The 3,582-nt window shown below is 39.4% G+C and carries 3 protein-coding genes; 2 read left to right on the top strand and 1 reads right to left on the bottom strand.

The window, feature by feature from the left end; genetic code table 11:
- The coding region (locus tag RT445_RS23300) for an aminotransferase-like domain-containing protein (RefSeq protein ID WP_313471708.1) at positions 1-820 on the bottom strand (820 nt) is incomplete at its 3' end.
- Between the two features lie 128 nt (positions 821-948).
- Here RT445_RS23300 and RT445_RS23295 point away from each other — a divergent pair.
- Positions 949-2,346, top strand: coding sequence for an aminotransferase-like domain-containing protein (locus RT445_RS23295; protein ID WP_313471707.1), 1,398 nt, complete (start codon positions 949-951; stop codon positions 2,344-2,346).
- Between the two features lie 49 nt (positions 2,347-2,395).
- Positions 2,396-3,582: DNA polymerase IV (locus RT445_RS23290; RefSeq protein WP_313471705.1), on the top strand; the 1,187-nt coding region annotated here is incomplete at its 3' end.

Here is a 3,582-nt window from a genome sequence, read left to right as displayed (position 1 = left end):
TAACATATTGAGAGAAAATATTTGTATGAAGATCAGAAGCTTGCTTTGCTGTTTCGATATGCTGTAAAAGCTCTTTATTTTTCGTGATGATAAAACCAAGACGCATGCCTGGTGTGACCGTTTTAGAGAAAGAACCTAGTAAAATACTATTTTCTAATTTACCAGCACCGATATATGGAAGTGGCTCGCCTTGGAATCGTAACTCGCCATATGGGTCATCCTCAATTAAAGCAACATCGTATTTGGACACTATTTCGCAAATTTGCTCACGTTTTTCTTTTGAGTAAGTGAGCCCTGTTGGATTTTGGAAGTTTGGTACCGTATAAATGAATTTTACATTAGGCTGTTGAAGGGCGCGCTCTAATTCCTCTAGGTTAAGACCATCGTTTTCAAGTGTCACCCCATAGAAAGTTGGCTCACTTAATGTAAAGGCTTGAATCGCCCCTAAGTAACCAGGCTCTTCGATAATAATGCCATAGCCTTTATTGATGAGTACTTTACCAATGAGTTCAAGTGCTTGCTGTGAACCTGTAGTAATAAAGACATCATCTGCCTGTACATCTAATCCATGAACACGCTGATATTTCGCAGCAATGTATTCTCTCAGTGGTGCATATCCTTGTGTTGATGAATATTGAAATAAACGGCTGCCGTTTTCCATAATGGCATGGTCCACTGATGCTCTTAACGCGTCAATAGGGAAAGAGATTGGGTTTGGAAGCCCACCTGCAAAGGAAATGACATCCTCTGCATCTGTTACTTTCAAAATATTTCGAATAAATGAGGATGGGGTTTTTAAGATTCTTTCTGAATATTGCATAATAATCGGTCCTTTTTTTCTGATTTTTTAAAAATTATATCATTGTCATCGTGTGCATACAATATTATCATTGTATGCAAGACAATTAAACTATTGTATGCAAATTAACAGAAAGAAGGGCTTCTTCAATGCCTATTAATTCATTTGACGAATACCCAATGAGTTGGAAGCCAGATATTAGCCATATTTCGGCTCCATTATATATAGCTATCGCACATCAACTTGAACAAGATATCAAGGATGGAAAGCTAGCGCCAGGGACAAAACTTCCTCCACAGCGTGAATTAGCTGATTTTTTAGATGTCAATTTAAGCACCATCACACGAGCCTTCAAGCTCTGTGGACAAAAAGGATTAATTTATGCCTCAATTGGGAGTGGAACGTTTGTTTCAACGGATGCGGCTAGCAACAAAATGTTACTCCCCACGAATCGTGCCACGCCTATCATTGAAATGGGCTCAGTGTTACCAGATAATTTTGTAAATGATGATATTACACGATTTATGAAAAAGATGTTGAACGAACCTAGTTTTAGCAAGCTATTTCAATATGGACGACCAGAGGGAAATGCTTGGCAAAATGAAGCTGTCATGAAGCTTTTTGAATTGGTGAATTTTCAAACCGATCAACCTATTTTGCTCGGAGCTGGCGGACAAAATGCATTTGTGGGAACACTCGCCGCCCTATTTCAGCCCGGAGACCGAATTGGTACAGATCCTATTACCTATGCTGGCATTAAAACAGCCGCTAATATGCTAGGTATACAACTGGTGGCCATACAACAATGCCAGGGCGAGATGACAAGAGAAGGTTTATTGTATGCCTGTAAAAATGAACATATCAAAGGCATCTATGTTATCCCTGATTTTCATAACCCAACGACACATACGATGTCCGTGGAAACGAGAAAAATGATTGCGGAAGTGGCCAGAGCGAAAGATTTAATCGTTATTGAGGATGCCATTTATAGCTTTCTTAAGGAACGAGCGCTTGCCCCTATTGCTTCCTATGCTCCAGACAAGGTCATTTATATTGCTAGCCTGTCAAAAACGCTATCACCAGGATTACGGCTTTCTTTCCTTGTGACACCTCCAACTTTTCGCAAAAGAATTATGGAAACTCTCTATAATATCAACATTTCCATCTCTCCTATGATGCTGGAACTTGCTGCTAGATTGATTCATGAAGGGGTGGCGCAAACGATTATAGAAAAACATCGAGCCTATGCTAGGCAGCAAAATACGCTTGTTAATCAGTATTTAGGAGATTATCACATTTTAGGGGATGACGAATGTATTTTCAGATGGCTCCACTTACCTGAAAAATTTACAGGTGTTCAATTTGAATTGTTAGCCTCCAAAGCTGGTGTACAAGTTTATGCGGCGGAGCGTTTCGCTGTTGGGAATACAAAGCCTGTGAATGCAGTTCGATTAGCCATTGCAGCACCAGAAACGCAATTGGAGCAGGCATTAATCATCTTAAAGGATATACTCGAAAGTAATGGTGATTATGCATTTGTTGATTAATGGATAGCAAGCGTATAATAAAGCTAAGAGAACAAAGAGGTGATTTAACATGACTCATAAAGGACGTGTAATTTTACATGTGGATATGAATAGTTTCTATGCTTCAGTGGAGCAGGCACATGATCCTAGCTTAAAGGGCAAGCCCATCGCAATCGCAGGTAACCCAAAGGAGCGCCGTGGCATTTTAGTAACCTGTTCCTATGAAGCAAGAGCTCTCGGTATTTATACAACAATGACAGTCCATGAAGCAAAACGTAAATGTCCTGAGCTCTTGTTATTGCCTCCGGATTTTCAAAAATATCGAGCAGCATCTAAAGAAATGTTTACGATTTTGCGTAGCTATACTCCTTTAGTAGAGCCTGTTTCAATCGATGAAGGCTACATGGATATTACAGAGTTAAGTAAGGAAAAACATGCGTTAAGTATTGCCCAGGAAATACAAGAGCGTATGTTAGCGGAGCTTGATTTACCTTGTTCCATCGGTATTGCACCCAATAAATTTTTAGCGAAAACCGCTTCTGATATGAAAAAACCGATGGGTATAACCATTTTACGGATACGTGATATTGAACAGCAGCTATGGAATCGTGAGGTTGTCAATATGCATGGTATTGGGGCAAGTACAGCAAAAAAATTAAATGCACATGGTATTTTTACAATTGGTGACTTAGCTCAAGCAGAAGAGTTTAAGATGAAGCAAATTTTAGGGAAGAATGGTGTGCGACTTCGAGCAAGGGCCAATGGGATAGATCATAGAGTAGTTGATCCCGAGGCGATTTTTGATACGAAGAGCGTAGGAAATTCAACAACATTACCAGAAGATGTGACAGATATTCGCACACTACATAAGACGATTGAAGGGCTATGTAAAAAAGTAGCAGAACGCCTTGATGCCAAACGTTTAGCTGGTTCTACGATCAGTATTCAAATACGTGATGCAGATTGGCATAATCACACGCGTTCAAAAACAATATCCAATGTCCTTTATCGTTTTGAAGAAATTTATGATATTGCTTGTGCATTATTTGATAAGCATTGGGATGAATCTCCAATAAGATTACTAGGTGTAACAGTTTCCAATGTGGTGGATCGTAAGGACTATACCCAGCAATTATCGATTTTTAATTATCAAGAGCATGTAAAAGATGAGCCTATTCTCAAAATAGTCGATGAAATTGAGGGGCGTTTTGGCAAGGGGATTATAAAACGAGGAGTAGATCTAGGGAAACGGTCATC

It is taken from the genome of Lysinibacillus sp. (assembly GCF_032093475.1).
In the GTDB taxonomy this organism is placed as follows: domain Bacteria; phylum Bacillota; class Bacilli; order Bacillales_A; family Planococcaceae; genus Lysinibacillus; species Lysinibacillus irui.
The sequence above is the reverse complement of the archived record's forward strand: the minus strand, read 5'-3'. Positions and strand labels throughout refer to the sequence as shown.